The 18059-nt window shown below is 69.9% G+C and carries 15 protein-coding genes; 9 read left to right on the plus strand and 6 right to left on the minus strand.

Going from position 1 to position 18059, the window contains the following annotated elements:
• Window positions 1-2: 2 nt before the first annotated feature.
• The 3 genes from HMPREF9058_RS03735 (at window position 3) to fucP (ending at window position 3293) form a co-directional block, all read left to right on the plus strand.
• A complete protein-coding gene (locus HMPREF9058_RS03735; RefSeq protein ID WP_009747530.1) occupies window positions 3-1472 on the plus strand; it encodes a rhamnulokinase family protein in 1470 nt (489 codons plus the stop codon).
• Window positions 1473-1536: 64 nt separating this feature from the next.
• The gene (locus HMPREF9058_RS03740) at window positions 1537-1965 is read left to right on the plus strand and encodes an RbsD/FucU family protein (protein WP_003781586.1); all 429 of its coding nucleotides are present in this window, start codon (window positions 1537-1539) and stop codon (window positions 1963-1965) included.
• The gene (gene fucP, locus HMPREF9058_RS03745; RefSeq protein ID WP_043537616.1) at window positions 1965-3293 is read left to right on the plus strand and encodes an L-fucose:H+ symporter permease; all 1329 of its coding nucleotides are present in this window, start codon (window positions 1965-1967) and stop codon (window positions 3291-3293) included. Before HMPREF9058_RS03740 ends, fucP begins: the two co-directional genes overlap by 1 nt.
• Window positions 3294-3405: 112 nt before the next feature.
• Here the strand turns inward: fucP and HMPREF9058_RS03750 are convergent, their stop codons facing one another.
• Window positions 3406-4404 carry a LacI family DNA-binding transcriptional regulator gene (locus HMPREF9058_RS03750; protein WP_083816345.1) on the minus strand — a complete coding sequence of 333 codons (999 nt, stop codon included), beginning with the start codon at window positions 4402-4404 and terminating at the stop codon, window positions 3406-3408.
• A gap of 114 nt (window positions 4405-4518) precedes the next feature.
• Between HMPREF9058_RS03750 and coaD the strand changes: the two genes are divergently transcribed.
• The 6 genes from coaD to HMPREF9058_RS03780 all read left to right on the plus strand — a co-directional run bounded on the left by coaD (window position 4519) and on the right by HMPREF9058_RS03780 (window position 9053).
• The gene (gene coaD / locus HMPREF9058_RS03755; RefSeq protein ID WP_009405762.1) at window positions 4519-5106 is read left to right on the plus strand and encodes a pantetheine-phosphate adenylyltransferase; all 588 of its coding nucleotides are present in this window, start codon (window positions 4519-4521) and stop codon (window positions 5104-5106) included.
• A complete protein-coding gene (locus HMPREF9058_RS03760) occupies window positions 5103-5654 on the plus strand; it encodes a hypothetical protein (RefSeq protein ID WP_009406330.1) in 552 nt (183 codons plus the stop codon). Before coaD ends, HMPREF9058_RS03760 begins: the two co-directional genes overlap by 4 nt.
• Before the next feature lie 186 nt (window positions 5655-5840).
• The gene (locus HMPREF9058_RS03765) at window positions 5841-6431 is read left to right on the plus strand and encodes a DUF177 domain-containing protein (RefSeq protein ID WP_009406318.1); all 591 of its coding nucleotides are present in this window, start codon (window positions 5841-5843) and stop codon (window positions 6429-6431) included.
• Window positions 6431-7225, plus strand: coding sequence for a ribonuclease III (rnc, locus tag HMPREF9058_RS03770; RefSeq protein WP_009405637.1), 795 nt, complete (start codon window positions 6431-6433; stop codon window positions 7223-7225). The genes HMPREF9058_RS03765 and rnc overlap by 1 nt, the downstream gene beginning before the upstream one ends.
• Window positions 7225-8292, plus strand: a complete 1068-nt coding sequence (gene mutM / locus HMPREF9058_RS03775) for a bifunctional DNA-formamidopyrimidine glycosylase/DNA-(apurinic or apyrimidinic site) lyase (protein WP_009747237.1) — start codon at window positions 7225-7227, stop codon at window positions 8290-8292. Before rnc ends, mutM begins: the two co-directional genes overlap by 1 nt.
• 101 nt (window positions 8293-8393) lie before the next feature.
• On the plus strand, window positions 8394-9053 hold the full coding sequence (locus tag HMPREF9058_RS03780; RefSeq protein WP_020991587.1) for a response regulator transcription factor: 660 nt from the start codon (window positions 8394-8396) through the stop codon (window positions 9051-9053).
• A gap of 47 nt (window positions 9054-9100) precedes the next feature.
• Here the strand turns inward: HMPREF9058_RS03780 and HMPREF9058_RS03785 are convergent, their stop codons facing one another.
• The 5 genes from HMPREF9058_RS03785 to HMPREF9058_RS03805 form a co-directional block, all read right to left on the minus strand.
• A complete protein-coding gene (locus tag HMPREF9058_RS03785) occupies window positions 9101-11194 on the minus strand; it encodes a GAF domain-containing sensor histidine kinase (RefSeq protein WP_009406032.1) in 2094 nt (697 codons plus the stop codon).
• Window positions 11195-11208: 14 nt separating this feature from the next.
• The gene (cydC, locus tag HMPREF9058_RS03790) at window positions 11209-13122 is read right to left on the minus strand and encodes a thiol reductant ABC exporter subunit CydC (protein ID WP_009406448.1); all 1914 of its coding nucleotides are present in this window, start codon (window positions 13120-13122) and stop codon (window positions 11209-11211) included.
• Entirely contained in the window at window positions 13119-14882 is a 1764-nt protein-coding gene (gene cydD, locus HMPREF9058_RS03795; RefSeq protein WP_009405799.1) for a thiol reductant ABC exporter subunit CydD, read from the minus strand. Before cydD ends, cydC begins: the two co-directional genes overlap by 4 nt.
• A gap of 66 nt (window positions 14883-14948) precedes the next feature.
• Window positions 14949-16082, minus strand: coding sequence for a cytochrome d ubiquinol oxidase subunit II (gene cydB, locus HMPREF9058_RS03800; RefSeq protein ID WP_009406283.1), 1134 nt, complete (start codon window positions 16080-16082; stop codon window positions 14949-14951).
• Between the two features lie 21 nt (window positions 16083-16103).
• On the minus strand, window positions 16104-17663 hold the full coding sequence (locus HMPREF9058_RS03805) for a cytochrome ubiquinol oxidase subunit I (RefSeq protein ID WP_009406402.1): 1560 nt from the start codon (window positions 17661-17663) through the stop codon (window positions 16104-16106).
• Window positions 17664-18059: the final 396 nt, after the last annotated feature.

Genomic DNA, 18059 nt, shown 5'->3' on the forward strand with positions numbered 1-18059 from the left:
CCATGACGAGCACCGGCGAGCACCACGCCCTTGCCCTCGACCTCGGCTCCAGCTCTGTGCGAGCGGTCCTGGGGACCTACCGGCAGGGGGTCATCAGCACCGAGGAGGTCTTCCGCCTCCACCACCAGGCGGTGGACGACCACGGCACCCTCACCTGGGACCTCGAGCGCATCATGGATGGTGTTCGTCGGAGCATCGCCATGGCGACGCAGAGCCTGGGGCGGGCCCCCGACTCCATCGGCATCGACACCTGGGGGGTCGACTACGGCCTGCTCGACGCCCACGGAGAGCTGCTGCGCGCCCCGCGTGCCTACCGGGACCGGCGCATGGCCCGCTGGGCCGCGGACCTGGACCGGGCCCTCCCTGTGGAGGCCGCCTGGCGGGAGACCGGCATCCTGCCCCAGCAGATCAACACGGTCTACCAGCTCTACGCGGACCTGAGGCAGGAGCCCGACCTCATCGATCGCGTGGATCGCTTCCTGCCCCTGCCCGACCTCGTGGCCCACCTGCTCGGAGCCCCCGCGCAGGCGGGGCGGGCGATCGCCTCGACCACCGGGCTCGCCTCACCCGGGGCGCGAGAGTGGTCCGCTCGCGTGCTCCAGGCCACCGGGATTCCCGAGGGTTGGATGCCCCCGCTCGTCGACGACGCCACGGTGGCCGGGACGACCCCGGAGGGGATCACCATCGTGCGTCCCGGCGGGCACGACACCGCCTGCGCCGTCCATGCGCTCGGTCTGGCCGCGGACGAGGTGCGCCTGTTCATCTCCTCAGGATCCTGGAGCCTCATCGGGGCGGCGGTTCCCAGCCCCGTCCTGGACGCAGCGGCGCTGCGGGCCGGACTGACCAACGAGGTGCGCACTGACGGAGGCATCCGGCTGCTGCGCAACCTCACCGGCTTCTGGCTGCTCCAGGAGTGCCAGCGAGCCTGGAACGAGCCCGACACCGGTGCGCTGGTCGAGGCGGCGGGAGACTGCGCCTCCCTCGGCGTCGTCATCGACCCCGACGACGAGCTCTTCGCCAGTCCCGGCGACATGCCGGAGAAGATCGCCCAATGGTGCCGCAGTCACTACAAGGTGGCTCCCGAGGGGCCGGCGCAGACGGTCCGGCTCATCCTCGAGTCGCTCGCCTGCGCCCACGCCGCCTACGCCCAGGGGCTGCAGGACGTCGTCGGCGACCAGCTGGACCCGGCGGCACCGATCCACCTGGTGGGAGGCGGGGCCCGCAACAGCCTCCTGCCCGCCATGACGGCGGCGGCCTGCCACCGTCGGGTCATCGTGGGCACGCCGGAGGCCAGTGCCCTGGGCAACATCCTCGCCCAGCTCGAGGCCGCCGAGGTCCTCGGCCCGAGTGCTCGCGGTGAGGTGCTGCGCCGCAGCATCGGCTCCGTGGAGGTCGAGGCCTCCGGGACCATCGCCGATCCCGGCGCCTTCGACGCCATGCGGGAACGGCTGGGCAACGCCACCGCCGACTGACCACCAGGCACGTCGAGCGCAACCACACATTGAACTGAACACCCACCACACGAAAGGAGCAACGATGCTCCGCAACATTCCCGCCAACCTGTCACCCGAACTCGTCAAGATCCTGCTCGAGATGGGCCATGGGGATGAGATTCTCCTGGCCGATGCGAACTTCCCCGGGCACCACCTCCACCCCACCACGGTGCGGGCCGACGGCTTGGGGATTCCCGACCTGCTGCGGTCCATCCTCACGCTCATGCCCCTGGACCGCTACAGCAGCTACCAGGTGGCCCTCATGGAGACGGTGGGCGATGACCCTCGGCCTCCGGTGTGGGACGTCTACGAGCAGATCTGGAACGAGGCCGAGAAGGATGCCGGACCGGTGAGCGTCAAGACGATTGAGCGCATGGCCTTCTACGACTACACCCCCAGCGTCTACGCCGTTGTCCTCACCGGGGAGACTGCCCTGTACGGCAATCTCATTCTCAAGAAGGGCGTGCTGTGATGACTGCGATCCGTGAGTCCGTGGCTGAGGAGGCCCCTGTCCGGGAGGGGACGGCCAAACGGGGGTTCTTGTATCCCGGCATGGTGCTGCCCTTCTGTCTGCTGGTCTCCTGCTTCGCCGCCTGGGGCCTGGCCGGAAACATGACTGATCCTCTGGTCAAGGTCTTCCGCTCAGTGTTCTCCATGAACAACTTCCAGTCCTCCTTGGTGCAGTCCGCCTACTACGGGGCCTACTTCTGCCTGGCGATCCCGGCGGCCTTCATCAACAGCCGCCTGGGCTACAAGGGCGGCGTCCTCATCGGGCTGGTGCTGGCGGGAACCGGCGGGCTCCTGTTCATCCCCGCGGCCTACGTCATGACCTACTCGGTGTTCCTGACCGCCCTGTTCACCCTGGCTGCCGGCCTGTCCATTCTGGAGACCAGCGCCAACCCCTTCGTCATGTCCATGGGGCCGGAGCGCAATGCCACTCGGCGCCTCAACTTCGCGCAGGCCTTCAACCCCATCGGCTCCAATCTGGGGGTGCTGCTGGCGGCCCTACTCATCCTGCCCAAGGTGAACCCGGCCACCGCCGAGCAGCGCAAGGCCATGAGCCACGAGGTGCTGCTGGCCACCCAGAGCGCAGAGCTCAAGGCGGTCATGGGCCCCTATGTCGCCCTCGGGCTCCTCTACATCCTGCTGGCCGTCATGATCGGCCGGGTCAAGGTCGTGGAGAGGCCGGTGGAATCGGCTGCGGGTGACAACGGCGGGCCGGGCAGGCTCGCGCGCCTGCTGCGCAACAAGCGCTACAGCTTCGGGGTGGTGGCGCAGTACTTCAACGTCTCCGCCCAGACCTGTATCTGGACCTACACCCTGCACTACGTCACAGATGCCCTGGGGGTGTCGGACAAGATCGCCGGATACTGGTTGCAGGCGAGTCTCATCGTCTTCCTGGTCTTCCGGTTCCTCATGGTGGGTCTCATGGGGCGGTATGACGCACGAAAGCTGCTTCTGTTCATGTGCACCCTCGGGGTCGGCCTGTCCCTGTTCGCCATGGTGAGTGTCAACATTCTGGGGGTGCTGGCCATCGTCTCCCTGTCGGCGTGCATCTCCCTGCTGTTCCCCACCATCTACGGCGAAGCCCTCCTTGGGCTGGGGGAGGACACTAAGTTCGGGGCCGCCGGCCTGGTCATGGCCATCATCGGCGGAGCCACCATGCCACTGGTGCAGAGCTACATCATGGACAAGACGTCTCCTGCGGTGTCCTACATCACGGTAGCCGGGTGCTTCGTGGTGGTGGCCGCCTACGGGGTCTACACGCTGCGCACGCCCAGGCCCGTCAGCGCCTCCTGACGGTCGCCTCTTACCTCGGAGCTCTGTGCGCCCACTCAGTACGAGCCGGGCGCGCAGAGCTCCGCAGGCTCAGTGGGCCCAGTGGGCTCGTCCGGGAAGGTGATCGTCCATGCTAGGCCGTGGTCGATGAGGCCCTGACGACGAGCGTTGGCTCCAGGCAGACACTGCGGGCGGGGGCACCCTCGACGATCTCGTCGGACAGGCTCAGTGCGGCCCGTCCCAGGGCGTCGAAGTCCTGCGTGACGCTGGACAGGGACGGGGTCGCCCAACGTGCCAGCGGGATGTCATCGAAGCCGACCACGGCGACGTCGTCGGGGATCCTCACGCCGGCGGCGAGCAGCTCATGGCACAGCCCCAGGGCGATGTCGTCGTTGGCGGCGAAGACGGCGTCGGGCAGACCGCTGTCGAGCAGGCGCCTGGCGACCTTGGCCCCGGCCTCTCCCGTCCAGGCGTCCGTGCCCACCCAGCGACCGAGGATCCCGGCCTGCGCGCACACCGACTGGTAGGCGGCCAGCCGCTCCGAGGCGTCCTGCCAGGACAGGTCCCCGGTGACATGCAGCAGGCGGCTGCGCCCCTGAGCAAGAAGATGCTCCGTGGCCAGCCTGGCTCCCAGGGCCTGGTCGATGGAGACGGTGGCCAGCTCGGAGAACTCGTGCTGCCCCGAGATGATGGCCACGATCGGACCGCGGTGGCGCTGGGACGAGAGGATGGTCAGGACGTCGGCGCGCTGGGCCAGGACCACGATGGTCGCCACGCGGTGACCGTGCAGGTGAGCCAGCGCCTGTCGCACGGACTCCGGGTCGCCGCCCTCGGCAGTGGCCAGGACGAAGGTGTCTCCCCGCTCGCGCACCGCCCTGGCGATCGCGGAGAAGGTGGAGGCCATCCCGTGCGACAGCCCGGCCGTCAGCAGGATGCCCACGGCCCCGGAGGATCCCGAGGCCAGCGAGCGGGCGGCGAGGTTCGGCTCATAACCCAGCGCCTGAACGGCCGCCAGAACCTTCTGACGTGTCTCGGGACGGACCGACGGGTGGTTGTTGAGTACGCGGGAGACGGTCTGCGCTGAGACTCCGACGGCCTCGGCCACGTCACTGAGGGTCACGCGTGTGGACACAAGGGAAATATAGCAGCGGCGCCCCAGGATCCCGGGGCGCCGCGATGGCGTGCTGGCGCGGGTGGTGCGGCGCGCGTCCCGCACCGCGGCGGGCCCAGCCAGTAGCGTGACCGTATGAGCCTGGCCGTCTACCCCGGAAGCTTCGATCCCCTCACCCTGGGGCACGTCGACATCGCCGCCCGCGCGACCACGCTCTTCGACGTCGTCGTCATCGGGATCGCCCACAACGCCGCCAAGGCCGGACGCCACCTGCTCGACGCCCACGAACGCCTCCGCCTGGCCAGGGAGGCCACCTCCCACCTGCCCGGCGTCGAGGTGGACATCGTCCCCGGGCTCCTGGCCGACTACTGCACTCAGCACGGCGCGAACGCCATCATCAAGGGCCTGCGCAGCGGCAGCGACCTGGACGCCGAGCTGCCCATGGCCCTGCTCAACCGCGACCTGGGGGCGCCCGAAACGGTCTTCCTCCCCGCGTCCGCCGCCTACGCGCACATCTCCTCCTCCCTCGTCAAGGACGTCGCCGGCTATGGCCGGGACGTCTCCGCCCTCGTCCCGCCCGCTGTGGCCCACGCCCTGGCGGTCCGGCTGGCTCAGGCCCCCGGGTCTGTAGCCCACGACGGCGTCGACTCAGGACTCGTCCCGCCCGGGACCCCGCCAAGCCGCTTCGTCGGCGCCGACCACACTCGAGAGGACCTACCGTGACGACCAGCCGCGATGCCGGAGAAGACCTGCTGCGCATCCTCGATGAGCTCGACGAGCTCATCAGCAGCGCCCGATCCATGCCGATGAGCGCCTCGGCGATCGTCAACCGGGAGAACGCCCTGCACCTCATCGACCGGGCTCGTGACGCGGTCCCGAGCGCCGTTCGCCGTGCCGAGAAGATCGTCGCCGATGCCGACGCCGTCCTGGCTGAGGGACGGGCCGAGTCCGAACGGCTCGTCCAGTACGCCCAGGAGGAGTCCGAGCGGCTCGTGGCCGGGGAGAACATCGTGCGCATGGCCAATGACCGGGCCGACAGCATCGTGGCCGCGGCGGAGGACAAGGCCGCCTCCCTGCGTCACGGGGCCGATGAGTACTCCGACCGCACCCTGGCCTCCCTGGAGGCCGAGGTCGCCAAGGTCGCCGAGCAGATCCGCGCCGGCCGCGAGGTCCTGGCCGGCCGCCTGGGCGACGGCGCGGGCCAGCCGGTGGAGATCCAGGAGCCCGTGCGCCGCCGCTCGGGCTGGTCCGTGGACCCCTCCGCCCACTGAACCAGAGGCGCCGCAGCCCCACCGGGTACGCTCGCGCCAGACACCTCGTCCATCACCCCGCCCACCAGCCGCCCAGCACCATGCACATCACCTGGTACATGACCTGGGTATCACGCGGACATCATGCCGCAGGGGCCCCTCGGTCATCGCTGGATGCGGCGCGGTCAACCCGCTGTGGAGGAACCCATGTCAGGACTCGTCGTCGACATCGTTGACCTGCCCCGTGCCACCGGCTCGGTCAAGAACCTGCAGATCCGCACACCGGCCCCCGCCGACCTGGGCACGGAGGTCATCGGCGTGCCCGAGGGCAGTGACCTCGCCCTCGACGTCACCCTGACCTCCATGGACGACGGCGTCCTGGCGCAGGCCGACGCCGACCTGCACGTCCACGGCGAGTGCGTGCGCTGCCTGCGCGACCTCGATGATGACCGCAGCGTGCGGATCGACGAGCTCTACCTCTTCCCCGAGGTCATCGAGGCCCAGCGGGCCGAAGGCGATGAGGAGGCAGAGGACCTCCTGGCGGTGGGGGAGACCACCCTGGACCTCGAGCCGGCACTGCGCGACGCCCTGGTGCCCACGCTGCCCTTTCAACCCCTGTGCCGCCCCGACTGCCCCGGACTGTGCCCCGACTGCGGCAAGCGGCTCGAGGACCTGCCCGCCGACCACCACCACGAGGTCCTTGACCCGCGCTGGTCCGCCCTGGCCGGCCTGCTGGAGACCGAGACCGGTCAGGAGGGCGAGCAGGACGCGCCCACGAGCGGGGAGGAACAGGCCTGATGGCCAAGCGCCGCAGCGCCCCGCCCGCGCGCACCGACACCGAGGCCCTCGTCTACCGCTGGGGGCCGAGCATCGATGCCGACCTGCTCGACCTGGCCCTGACCCACCGCTCCTACGCCCACGAGAACGGCGGCCTGCCCACCAACGAGCGCCTGGAGTTCCTGGGCGACTCCGTCCTGGGCATCATCGTCACCGAGTACCTCTACCGCACCCACCCGGAGGTCCCCGAGGGCCAGCTCGCCAAGATGCGCGCCGCCACCGTCTCCGAGCCGGCCCTGGCCGCCGTCGCCCGTGACCTGGGACTGGGGGAGTTCATCAAGCTCGGTAAGGGCGAGGCGCTCTCGGGCGGGCGGGACAAGGACTCCATCCTGTCCGACACGGTCGAGGCCCTCATCGGCGCCACCTACCTCACCCACGGTCTGGAGGAGACCCGCACTGTCGTCACCCGGCTCGTCTCCCGCTTCCTGGACTCTGCCCGCACCCGCGGCGCGGGCCTGGACTGGAAGACGAGCCTCCAGGAGCTCACCGCCGTCCACCAGCTCGGCAACCCCGCCTACGAGGTCACCGGAACCGGCCCCGATCACCAGCGGGTCTTCACCGCCAGTGCCATCGTTGACGGCGAGGTCCTGGGGCAGGGCACCGGCAGCTCGAAGAAGGTCGCCGAGCATGACGCCGCCGAGGCCGCCTACGCCGCCATCCTGGCCGCCCGGGGCGACGGCGGCCTCAACCTGCCCGGAGTCAACGAGGCCCTGCGCGCCGACCTGCTCACCGGGCAGGACTCCCAGACGAGCTGATGCCAGAGCTGCCCGAGGTCGAGGTGGTGCGCGCCGGTCTCGCCCGGCACGTGGCCGGACGCACCGTCACCCGCGTCGAGGTCCTCGATCCGCGTCCGCTGCGCCGCCAGGACGGGGGAGCGCAGGCCTTCGTCGACCAGCTCACCGGGCGCACCCTGACCGCGGCCGTCCGCCGCGGGAAGTTCCTGTGGCTGCCCCTGGATGACGGACGCGCCCTGTCGGCCCACCTGGGCATGAGCGGCCAGCTGCTCGTGCGCGGCACCACCGCCGCGACCGCTCCTGACGCTGCCCCGGAGTCCCATCGTGCCGCGGCCTTCCTGGCCGATCCGGACACTCTGCCCGGCGGGCGCCCAGCGGACCTGAGTGCTACCGAGCAGCCCCGCTACGTGCGGGACATCTCCACCTCTGCTCGCCACCTGCGAGTGCGCCTCCACCTCAGCGCCGGCCTCGGCGGCGACAACGGCGCCGACGGCGCCGGAGCGGCGGTGCTCGACCTGGTCGACCAGCGCATGCTCGGCGGTCTGCACGTCGTCGACCTGACCCCCACCGCTGACGACGCTCCCGGCGGGATGGGTGACCCGCGGCCGCTGCTGCCCGCCGACGCCACCCATATCGCCCGGGACCTGCTCGACCCGGCCCTGGAGCTGACCGGCCCCGCCGGCGTTGTCGCCCGGGTACGCGCCTCGAGGCGCGCCATCAAGACCCAGCTGCTCGACCAGGGACTCGTCTCGGGCATTGGCAACATCTACGCCGACGAGGGCCTGTGGGAGGCCGGGGTGCACGGCCTGCGCCCGGGAACCGGTCTCGGCCCGCGGGTGGTGGCCCGGATCCTCGAGTCCACCGCTGAGGTCATGCGCCGGGCCCTTGAGGTCGGTGGCACGAGCTTCGATGCCCTCTACGTCGATGTCGAGGGTGCCGCCGGGTTCTTCGCCCGCGAGCTGGGCGCCTACGGGCGCCAGGGACTGGAGTGCCGCCGCTGCAAGGCCACCATGGTGCGTGAGACCCTGGGAGGGCGTTCTCACACCTACTGTCCCCGTTGCCAGACCCGTCCGCGCCGGCACCGGTAGGCGCCGCCAGTGCTCGCAGGGAGCCTCCACGACAGCATCACCGCAGCATCGCCACAGTGCTGCCAGGGTTGTGACGTAGGTTTCCATACCCTGGTAATGTCATGAGTATGGCACACACCCCATCGTCGGAGATCGTCCGCGTCATGATCGTGGACGACCACGAGATCGTCCGTCGCGGCATCGCCGAGATCATTGACCGCGCTGATGGGCTCGACGTCGTCGCCGAGGCGGGATCTCGGGCTGAGGCGGTGCGTCGGGCCGAGCTGGTCCGCCCCGATGTCATCCTCGTGGACCTCCAGCTGCCCGACGGCACCGGCATCGAGCTCATGCAGGAGCTGAGGGACTCCGTGCCCCAGGCCCTGCCGATCGTGCTGACGTCCTTCGACGACGACGAGGCCCTGGCCGAGGCCCTGGCGGCGGGTGCCCGGGCCTACCTGCTCAAGACGGTCCACGGCGCCGAGATCAGCGACGTCGTGCGGGCCGTCGCCTCCGGGCGCGTCCTGCTCGACGAGCGCACCGTGACGCGCCGCCGGGCGGACCACGACGACCCCACCGCCGACCTGACCAACGCCGAGCGCAAGGTCCTCGACCTCATCGGCGACGGCCTGTCCAACCGGGAGATCGGTGAGCGGCTCGGAGTCGCCGAGAAGACGGTCAAGAACCACATCACCTCCCTGCTGGCCAAGATGGGTCTGCAGCGACGCACCCAGGTCGCCGCCTGGGTCGCCGGTCAGCGAGCCTCAGGCTGGCGCAACAGCTGACGGGTCCTTCTGTGCGCTGAGCCCGCCACTGAGGGGCGCACGCGGACTCAGCGCACCCGGCAGCCCCCGTCCAAGGGCACTCGCCAGGTGAAGCAGGTGCCGCGCCGCTCGCCGTCGGAGCGGGCCCGTGGACCGATGACGAAGCTGCCGCCGTGGCGGCGGGCCCGCTCGGCCATGTTGGCCGTCCCCGAACGGCGCGTCACTGAGGGATTCACCCCGACGCCGTCGTCACGGCAGACGATCTCCACCACCGGGCTGCCCCGGAAGGGCTCGGCGTCTCCCGAGGCGTGACCCTCGTCGTCGCCCGGGCCGCAGCACTGCTCCGAGCCCGGCTGCACCCCCTCGATCTTGACGTCCACCGTCACCGAGGAGGCGTGGGCATGACGGGCCACGTTGCTCAGTCCCTCACGCACGACGGCGACCATGTCGTCGGCAATATCCGGTGCCACGGCGGCGTCGACCGAGGCGATGAGCCGGTCCTCCTCGTCGCGGTCCACCTGGGCCAGACCCCGGCCGTCGACGCTCAGCAGCAGCGAGGGGGCGTAGCCCAGGGCGTTGCGGGCCAGGGATGCCTCGCGCCGCAGCCGCTCGATCACCCCGACCTCCTCATCGCGATCGCGCAGGGAACGCACGATGGAGCGGATCTGGCCCACGGAGTCGTCCACCGCCTCCAGGGCGGTGCTCAGCACGGAGCACACCGCATCCAGGTCCGCCTGCGCGCTGGAGGCCAGCCGTTCCCGGGCCGCGGAGATCTGCATCCCGGTGGCGAAGAGCTGCTGGATGGCCAGGTCGTGCAGATCCCGGCCGATCCGGGCCCGCTCATCGAGCAGCGTGGCCATCTCCTCGGCGTGCTGGGCGTCGGCCAGCTCGAAGGCCATGGTTGCCTGTCCCGCCACGAGCTCGGCGATCTCCAGGTCCTGGGCGGTGAAGGGTGCCGCGCCGGGGGAGCGCAGCAGCAGCATCACCCCCACGCCCCGCCCCCGGTGGATCATGGGGGCGTAGAGGGCCGGCCCGAACTGGGCCAGCTGGGGGACCATCAGGTCGCCGTCGCCCCAGGCGTCCTCCAGGGAGTCCACGACCAGGCCGGTCTGATGGGCCAGGGTGGTCAGGGCCCGACCCTCGGGCGGGAAGAAGGTGCCGATCAGCTCCCGGGCGTGCTCGCCGTCGGCGATCTCGCAGATCCAGCGCTCCCCGATGCTGGGCAGGATGAGGGCGGCGGTGTCGGCGTGAGCGACCTGGCGGACACGGTGGGCGATGAGCGTCAGTGCGTCATCCTCCTCGGCGCCCGAGAGCAGCAGCGTCGTCAGCTCCTGGGAGACCACCATCCACTGCTCGCGGTCACGGGCCTCGCGGTACAGGCGGGCGTTCTCCACGGCGACGGCTGCGGCCTGGGCCAGGGTCAGGACGGCGTCGGCGTCCGAGCGGGTGAAGCCCCCCGGCTTGTCACACAGGTAGAGATGTCCGTAGACCTGGCCGTGAAGGCGCAGCGGGGCCGAGAGCAGACTGCCGGTCTCCTCACCCTCGATGGCACCGGTGAAGGCCGATGCCCTGCCCAGGTCGTTGTCGATGACCATCCCGGTGCCCTCGAGCCCGCTGAGCAGGGACTCAGAGGAGGCGTGCGAAGTGCTGGCGGTATCGGGGGCGCCGGCCATCTGGGCGAGCTCATCGAGGGTCGCCGTGGGCACTCCGCTGCACAGACCGGTGCCCGAGCTCGCGCCGGAGGAATCGGGCGAGAGGGGGCCGGCCGGGTCAACATCCATGTCCGCGTGGTTGAGCACGGCGATGGTTCCCCACGAGGCACCCGTGATGGAGCAGGCCGACTCCACCAGACGGCGCAGCGCGTCGGGGACCCGCAGGGAGCTGGTGAGGCTCAGGGCCGCCTGGATGAGGGCGACAGTCGCCTCGTCCAGGCTCGGCTGAAGGGCCGACACCCGGCGGCCACGGGTGGAGACCAGCTGGTCGGCGTGGACGGCGTAGGCCAGACGCCCCGCCGCGGCGTTCTCCTCCGAAGAGGTCGCCAGCGCCTCCTCACGTCGCGCCGGGGTGCCGTCGAGCTCCTCCGGGGCGTCCTCGGGCACACCGGGGAAGCCAAGACTCTCGCCGATAGTGTCTGCTGCGTGCTGCGGGTGGGGTGTCGTCATCGTGCTCAGCTCGTTCAGCTCGTACCGGATACGTGGTCCTGCTGCCTGTCCTGATCCTCCTGGGAGAGCGACCACCGGTAGGTCTCGGAGACGTCCTGGAGCTCGCGGTGGCTGCCTCGGTGCAGGATAGTCGCCGGGGCCTGCTCGCCGATGGCCTGCGGCCGGCGTCCCATGACGAGGACCTCATCGGCGTGCTCCAGGGCGCTGAGACGATGGGTGACCAGGAGAGTGCCGCGGCCCTGGTCGCCCGCTGTCAGCAGGTCGGTCACGAGCCGGTCCGCGGTGAGGGCATCGAGATGCTCACCGGGCTCGTCCAGCAGCATCAGGGGAGCCGGAGCCGCCAGGGCCCGGGCGAGCAGGAGCCGACGCCGCTCCCCACCTGACAGTGTGGTGGCATCGGTGCCGATGATGGTCTCAACTCCCTCGGGAAGAGCCTCGAGCCACCTCCCCAGGCCGGCCCGCCTCAGCAGCTCGCCGGCCTCGGCGGGGGTGACGTCCCCGCGCGCCACGCGCAGGTTCTCCAGGACGCTGGTGTGGAAGACGTGCGCGTCCTCCGCGGTCAGGCACACCCGGGCCGCCACCTCTGAGTGGTCCGCCTGCCACGGGGGGACGCCGTCGAGCGTCAGCGTGCCGCCCCGAGGCTCCAGCAGCCCCGCCAGCGTGGCCAGCAGTGTCGACTTGCCGATCCCCGACGGCCCCACGATCGCCACTCGGTGACCGACCCGCAGATCCAGGTCGATGTCCTCGGCCACCACCGGGCCGCCCGGCCAGCCCACCGCCAGACCCCGTGCCTTGAGGTACGGGCCCTGGGCAGAGGGCTCGGGCAGCTCCAGAGGCGCGGAGGACGTCGCGGAGCCGCTGGCGGCACTGGCTTCAGCGGCCTCGATGAGCTCCACGATGCGGCAGGCGGCGCCGGCCGATCTGACCAGCTGCACGCTGGCCGGGCCGAGCGCTGAGGTGGCCTCGAAGGCGGCCAGTGGAACCAGGACGATCACTGCCAGCCAGACCGGGGCCAGCTGCCCGGAGGACACGGCGCTCACCCCCACCACCAGGTTTCCCAGGACCGCCAGGCCCATGGCGGCCACGTCCACGGCCGCCGCGATCGCGGCCGGTACCGCGGCCCGGTCCCGCAGACGGGTCAGGCTCTCCTCCCGGGAGACGACCTGGCGCATCGAGCCGGCCAGCCGCCCGGAGACGGACAGCTCGGGGGCCCCCTCCAGGACCGCCAGCACCTCCGCGGACAGCTCAGTGGCCTGCCTCTGACGGGCCTGCTCGGCGATTCTCGCCGAACGGATGGTGGCCAAGGGGCCCACCAGTCCCGACAGCAGCAGACAGGCCAGCAGGATGAGGCCCGCCGGCCAGTAGACCACGCCGACGCCGAGACATGTGGCTGCGCCCAGGACGGCGGCGACAGCCGCCGGCAGATAGGCGCGCACCACGAGATCCCCGACCGCGTCGATGTCGCTGCCCACTCGCGCCAGGACGTCGCCGCGGCGCAGGCCCGCAACCGTGTCGGTGCGGGCTGAGGCCAGGGACTCGTAGAGGCGGGTGCGCAGAGCGCCCATGCCTCTCAGGGCGGTGTCATGGGAGACGAGCCGCTCGCAGTAGCGCAGCACGGAGCGTGAGATGCCGAAGAGCCGCACCGCCACCGGCGCAACCCCCAGCGCGACGACGTCGGGCATCTGTGAGGCCCGCGCAATGAGCCAGGCCGCCACCCCGGACAGGGACACTGCCGAGGCCATACCCGCCGTCCCGGCGACTACGGCCAGGATGAAGCGTGAGCGGTCCAGGTTCAGCAGGCCCACCGCCCGGCGCAGGGAGCGTCGCTCATCAGCGGACAGCGCGGGGGAGAGGGCGGAGGCAGTCGGATGTGCGGGGTTCACGTGGGTCTCAGGGGGCTCAGGGATCAATGTGCTTGCCGTGCTCACAGGGCCTCCTCCTGCGCCGTCGCCGCCTCATGGGCAGATGCCCGGTCAGGTACCCGGTCAGGTGCGAGGTCCGCCGGCGGTACCGGTTGGCTCGTCACGGCGATGGTCTGCTCGGCCAGGGCCATGAGCGCAGGACGGTGCGCAATGACCACCACCGTGCGCCCCGAGGCGTGCAGCGCACGGACTGCGTCCAGGACGTGGGCCTCACTGGCCGCGTCCAGGTGTGCGGTCGGCTCATCCATGACCACCAGGGGCGCCGTCGAGCACAGGGCACGGGTCAGGGTCAGACGCTGGCGCTGTCCCACGGACAGTCCCACACCTGCACTGCCCACCGGGGTCCACCAGCCCTGCGGCAGGCCGTCGACGACCTTATCGAAGCCCGTGGCCCGGGCCGCCTCGACCAGTACGTCGGGCACGTCCTCTGCCGCCGCGGCTCCCGGCTCGGCATGACCCAGGACGTTGTCCAGCACCGTGCCCGGGGTGATGGTGGGGCGCTGGGGCACCCAGGCGATCTGCTCCCACCAGGTGGCCGGATCGATCTGGGCGAGGTCGACGACGCCGCTGGGGGCGCCGCCGTCCGGCACGATCCTCACCCGCCCCCGGTCGGGAGGCAGCAGGCCGAGGAGGACCTGCGTCGTCGTCGTCTTGCCCGCACCTGACGGGCCGGTCAACGCCACCAGGCTGCCCGGCCGGATCGAGGCACTGAGCCCGGCGGGGGCCCACGCGCCCCGGGAGGCGACGGACACCTCATCGAGCTCGATCGTCGACGAGCGCAGGTCGGGGGCCGGCAGGTCGCCGTGCTCGGGCACCGGGGTCTGAAGAACCTCGAAGACGGCGTTCGCCGCCGCCACCCCGTTGGCCGAGGCGTGGAACTGGAAACCCACCTGCCGCAGCGGCTGATAGACCTCAGGGGCGACCATGAGGACGAGCAGACCGGTGAACAGGTCCATGCGTCCGGCCACGAGCCGGAACCCGATCTGGACGGCGATGATCGCCACCGACAGCGTCGTGATGAACTCCAGGACCGCCCCCGACAGGAAGGCGACCCGCAAGGTCGACATGGTGGTGCGCCGGTAGGAGCGGCTCAAGGAGCGCACCTGCTCGACCGGTCCCCGCTCGCGCCCGAAGGCCTTGAGCGTGGGCAGGCCCGAGATGAGATCGAGCACCTGATCGCCCAGGACCTGCATGGTCTTGAGACGCTCCTGGGAGACGGACTGAGTCATCCTGCCGATGAGGATCATGAAGATCGGAATGAGGGGCAAGGTGCACACCACGGCCACCGCGGCCGACCAGTCCTGGGTGAGGAGCACCAGCACCGTGGCCGGTGTCACCGTCGAGGCCAGCACCAGCTGGGGAAGGTAGCGGGTGAAGTAGGGCTCGAGGTCGTCCAGCGCGCGAGTCAGAAGAGTGGCCGTCTGCGTCCCGTGAATCGCCTGCCAGCGGGGGCCTAGTCGGGCAGCGTGCTCCAGAACCAGACGACGCAGCTCAACGATGGTTTCCGTGGCGGACCGGTGGGCATGAACCTCCTGGAGCAGGACCACCAGGGCCCTGGCCGCCAGCACCCCGCCCAGAGCCACCGCCAGTGCCCTGACGGCAGACGGTGCGGCCCCCTCGGAGATGACCGAGGAGACCGCACCGGAGATGAGGAAGGCCTGAACCACCACCAGCACGGCGGTCACCATTCCGGTGACGGCGGTGGCGGCGATGTATCGGCGGGCGGAGCGTGCGTAACGCATCAGCCGGGGATCGAGGGGCTTCACCTGCTCAAGGATAGGGGAGTAGGTCCAAGGGCCCGGAGACCCCCGGCCGATGCGTCGCGCTGTCCGTCAGTACCCGAAGTGCGCCTCGGGCTGCGTCGAGTCGCGCACCAGCGTGGGGTGCAGCCCGCCCTCGTCGGGATTGATGCTCTCAACGTTGATGCGCGAGGCGAAGACCTTGTAGCTCCAGATCGTGTAGGCCAGGACCCCGGGGACGAACACCGCCGCGGCGACGCTCATGATGAGCAGTGTCGTGTCGGCGCTCGCGGCCTGCTGGATCGTCAGCGAGTAGGCCGGGTCCACCGAGGAGCGCATGACGTTGGGGGCCATCGCGGCGAAGATGAAGACGACGGCGAAGGCGATCCCAACGAAGTGCAGGGCGAAGGCCCGTCCCTCGTTCCCGGAGCGTCCCATGAGCAGGGAGCCGATCAGTCCGGCGGCGGCGATGACCAGCGGAATCCAGGACAGGGCGCTGCCCGAGTAGGCCAGCTGCGCCCACAGAGCCCAGGCGGCGGTGACCGCGGTGGCCGCCGGGGCGAGCCGGCGCGACATCCGCAGCGCGCGGTGCGACAGATCCCCGGTGGTCTTGAGCGCCACGAAGAGCGCACCGTGGTTGAGGAAGAGCAGGCAGGTGACGGTACCGCCCAGCAGAGTGAAGGGAGTCACCATGGTGAGCAGGCCCCCGGTGATCTGGTGGGCGGCACCGGGCACCAGGGAGTCGGCCGGCACCTGGGCGGCCGGGACGACGGCGCCGTTGGAGATCTGGACGACCTCGATGTGCATGCCCTGAACCAGGTTCGCGAAGGCCACGCCCCACAGGATGGAGGGCAGCCAGGCGCTGATCGTGTGGACCCAGTCCCAGCGGTCGCGCCAGGTCTGGGAGTTGACCTTGGGGCGCCACTCGATGGCGCACACGCGCACGATGAGGCACAGCAGAATGATGAACAGGACGATGTAGGCCCCGGAGAACAGGGTGGAGTACCACTCGGGGAAGGCGGCGAAGGTTGCGCCGCCGGCAGTCAGCAGCCATACCTCGTTGCCGTCCCAGTGGGGGCCGATCGTGGCCAGTGTCGCGCGCCGCTCGCGCTCGTCGCGGCCCAGGATCTTCAGAATCATGCCGACGCCGAAGTCGAAGCCCTCCAGGGTGAGGTAGCCGATCCACAGGACGGCGATGAGGATGAACCAGAGGATGCTCAGTGTCATGGGTTTTCTACCTTCCTCGGCTCAGTAGGCGAAGGACAGGGCCGGGGCGGCCTCGGAGGAGTCATTGGAGTCGTCGCTGGAGTCCGTCTCCTTGCCGTCCTGATCGGTCTGCTCAGACGTGCCGGTCTTGTCCGGCACCGGGGTGCGCACCCCTTCACGGATGTAGCGGCGCAGCAGCACGAACCAGACCACTCCGAGTGCGGCATACAGCAGGGTGAAGATGACCATGGAGGCCAGCACCGTGCCCGAGGAGACCACGGAGGAGACGCCGTCGGCGGTGAGCATGTAGACCTGGGAGACCGGATCGGACAGGTTGGGGACGATGACCCAGGGCTGACGGCCCATCTCACGGAAGATCCACCCGAAGGAGCAGGCGATGAAGGGCAGCCACATGGTTGCCAGTGCCGCCTTGCCCAGAACCGGGCGGGAGATGAGCCTGTTGGAGCGGGTCAGCCACAGTGCCAGGGCCCCCAGGCCCATGGAGGCCATGCCCAGCCCGATCATGAGGCGGAAGGACCAGAAGTTGACCATGATGTTGGGGCTGTAGTCGACTGCGTTGCCGCGCGCATCGGTGGTGCCGTACTGCTTGGCGTAGGTGTCGCCGGCCTCCTTGAGTCCAGTGAGCTTGGCGTTGAAGTTGTTGGTGGCCATAAAGGAGTAGACACCGGGAACCGAGATGAACCGGACCATGCCGTCCTCGTTCTTGCAGTCCCCGAAGGCGGCCACGGTGAAGGGGGCTCCGGCCTCGGTGTGGCACAGACCCTCGGCAGCGGCCATCTTGGCCGGCTGGTACTCGGCGACCAGCTGACCCTGCATGTGGCCCGTGCCGGCGGTGACCAGACCCGCGGCCACCATGGTGATGGCCCCGAAACGGGCGACCCGCCGCCACAGCTCACGCGCCTCGAAGTCCTGCTTGGCCTGGGCGGCCTTGACCATCCACCACACGGACACGCCCATGACGACGGCCGCGGCCACCAGCAGAGCCGAGGAGATGACGTGCAGCACGGTGGCCCACACCAGCTCGTTGGACAGGAGCTTGAGGAAGCCGCTCACGCCATCGAGCTCGGCGCGCCCCGTCTTGGGATTGACGACGGCGCCCACCGGGTGCTGCATCCAGGAGTTGGCGGTGAGGATGAAGAAGGCGGAGAAGTTCGTACCGGCGGCCACAGCCCACATGCACAAGTTGTGCAGCCTGGGAGACAGACGGTCCCATCCGAAGATCCACAGGCCCAGGAAGACGGACTCCATGAAGAAGGCCAGCAGGGCCTCGAAGGCGAGGGGGGCACCGAAGATGTTGCCGACGAACCTGGAGTACTCCGACCAGTTCATGCCGAACTGGAACTCCTGAACGATGCCGGTGGCCACGCCGAGCGCGAAGTTAATCAGCAGGATCTTGCCGAAGAACTTGGTAGCCACGAGCCACTGCTTGTTACCGGTCCTGCGCCACAGCGTCTCCATGAGAGCCACCAGAGGGGACAGCCCGATGGTCAGCGGAACCAGGATGAAGTGGTAGACAGTGGTGATACCGAACTGCCAGCGCGCCAGATCCAGAGAGTCCAGCGCCATAGGAGAGATGGCCATCCGCGCCACCTTTCGGAGATGGTGATGAGATCGATAGGTTGCTCTGTAGATCGTCCTACAGGTCAATAGGAGTATTATAAGGCAACCATGACGTCATGTCGTGAAACGTGTGGCGTGTGAAGGTGTCGCAGTATGCGGTCCGACCGGTTCTTTTCTCGTGGGTGCCTGCTGGGGGCGTGATGAGGGCAACGTGAACGCAGATCGAGGGCGCCATGAGTCGCACAAGCGCATCTCGGCGTTTGTGTGGGATACTTCGAGTCGGCGTCGGGTGCCTCGTACCAGTACCTGAAGCCGCGCCTTACGACCGTCCCTGTCCGAGGACCTTGCGCCGCCTGAGATGCGCCGCTGCGAGCCCGGTCTGAGTGGACGTCAGGTGAGGCGTGCGCCCTCGCGGGT

Source organism: Actinomyces sp. oral taxon 175 str. F0384 (assembly GCF_000223355.1).
GTDB classification, from domain to species: Bacteria; Actinomycetota; Actinomycetes; order Actinomycetales; family Actinomycetaceae; genus Actinomyces; species Actinomyces oris.

Excerpts from the sequence above, each read along its gene's own strand:
- HMPREF9058_RS03735 (WP_009747530.1), top strand. The coding sequence starts at position 3 with ATGACGAGCACCGGCGAGCACCACGCCCTTGCCCTCGACCTCGGCTCC.
- HMPREF9058_RS03740 (WP_003781586.1), top strand. The coding sequence starts at position 1,537 with ATGCTCCGCAACATTCCCGCCAACCTGTCACCCGAACTCGTCAAGATC.
- fucP (WP_043537616.1), top strand. The coding sequence starts at position 1,965 with ATGACTGCGATCCGTGAGTCCGTGGCTGAGGAGGCCCCTGTCCGGGAG.
- coaD (WP_009405762.1), top strand. The coding sequence starts at position 4,519 with ATGAGCCTGGCCGTCTACCCCGGAAGCTTCGATCCCCTCACCCTGGGG.
- HMPREF9058_RS03765 (WP_009406318.1), top strand. The coding sequence starts at position 5,841 with ATGTCAGGACTCGTCGTCGACATCGTTGACCTGCCCCGTGCCACCGGC.
- rnc (WP_009405637.1), top strand. The coding sequence starts at position 6,431 with ATGGCCAAGCGCCGCAGCGCCCCGCCCGCGCGCACCGACACCGAGGCC.
- mutM (WP_009747237.1), top strand. The coding sequence starts at position 7,225 with ATGCCAGAGCTGCCCGAGGTCGAGGTGGTGCGCGCCGGTCTCGCCCGG.
- HMPREF9058_RS03780 (WP_020991587.1), top strand. The coding sequence starts at position 8,394 with ATGAGTATGGCACACACCCCATCGTCGGAGATCGTCCGCGTCATGATC.
- HMPREF9058_RS03785 (WP_009406032.1), bottom strand. The coding sequence starts at position 11,194 with ATGACGACACCCCACCCGCAGCACGCAGCAGACACTATCGGCGAGAGT.
- cydB (WP_009406283.1), bottom strand. The coding sequence starts at position 16,082 with ATGACACTGAGCATCCTCTGGTTCATCCTCATCGCCGTCCTGTGGATC.
- HMPREF9058_RS03805 (WP_009406402.1), bottom strand. The coding sequence starts at position 17,663 with ATGGCCATCTCTCCTATGGCGCTGGACTCTCTGGATCTGGCGCGCTGG.